Origin of the sequence: Leptotrichia sp. oral taxon 879 str. F0557 (assembly GCF_000469385.1) — a bacterium.
In the GTDB taxonomy this organism is placed as follows: domain Bacteria; phylum Fusobacteriota; class Fusobacteriia; order Fusobacteriales; family Leptotrichiaceae; genus Leptotrichia; species Leptotrichia mesophila.
Genome location: NZ_KI271312.1, coordinates 1 through 896, shown reverse-complemented (window position 1 = coordinate 896; position 896 = coordinate 1). Strand labels below are relative to the sequence as shown.

At 30.2% G+C, this 896-nt stretch carries 1 protein-coding gene and 1 pseudogene; both read right to left on the bottom strand.

Annotated features, from left to right (window positions below; translation table 11 throughout):
* The coding region (locus HMPREF1552_RS04650) for a transposase (RefSeq protein ID WP_155827491.1) at positions 1-398 on the bottom strand (398 nt) is incomplete at its 3' end.
* 41 nt (positions 399-439) lie between these two features.
* Positions 440-721 (bottom strand): annotated as a pseudogene (locus HMPREF1552_RS13010) (transposase); the annotation flags it as partial.
* Between the last annotated feature and the right edge of the window lie 175 nt (positions 722-896).

Genomic DNA, 896 nt, shown 5'->3' with positions numbered 1-896 from the left:
GATGTCTTTTTACATTTTTCTGCAAAAGGACATCCCTCACACTTATTACATTCGTATACTTTCTTTTCCGATATATGTCCGCTTTTATTTTTTCGTTTTGAAATATATTTGAATTCAAGTTTCTTATTATTTGCACATGTATACGTATCTGTTTCTTCATTAAATGACATATTTTCTGCCCTTGAAATATCCTGCTTAAATTTTCGGGTTTTTTGTTTTTCATAATTTTGTGGCTTTATATATGGAGTATAGTTATTATTAAAAAGATATTCATAGTTCTCTTCGCTTTCATATCCTGCATCTGCAACAATATTTTCAAATTTCAAGTTTTTACTTTCCAATACTGATAAAAATGGAACAAGCGTTCTTACATCCGTAGGATTAGGAAACAAATTCAATATCCCTGTCTAAGATTTCTTTTTCCAGATGCTCTCTTATTTCATAAATATCGGAGATTATTTACCTTAATTTTTAATTTTTCATAAAATTTATTAATTGCCTTCTTCCACACAAATGTATATTTATTTGCATTATCTTCAATTTCTATTTTACAGCTGGAGATAAATCTGGCAACCGTATTATGATCAGGGGCAGAACTTCCTCTAAGGATCCACATGTAATTAATATTTTCCCTACAATTTTTCTCTGTAGCTCTAGTAGTGTTAACACCGTCCAACATGGCATATGCAATGATAAAAAACATTTTGCTGGCTTCAATTTTTCGCTTACGACCTTTATTTTAGAGTATACTTGCATTAAAAATCTATAGTCCAATCCCTCCAATAATTTGCTAATTACTCTAACAGGCGATGATTCGGAGATATTAACTCTAATATCCATAGGCCACGACAAACGCATGAAGAAATCTAAAAAAAAGGTATAATATTACTGAGATA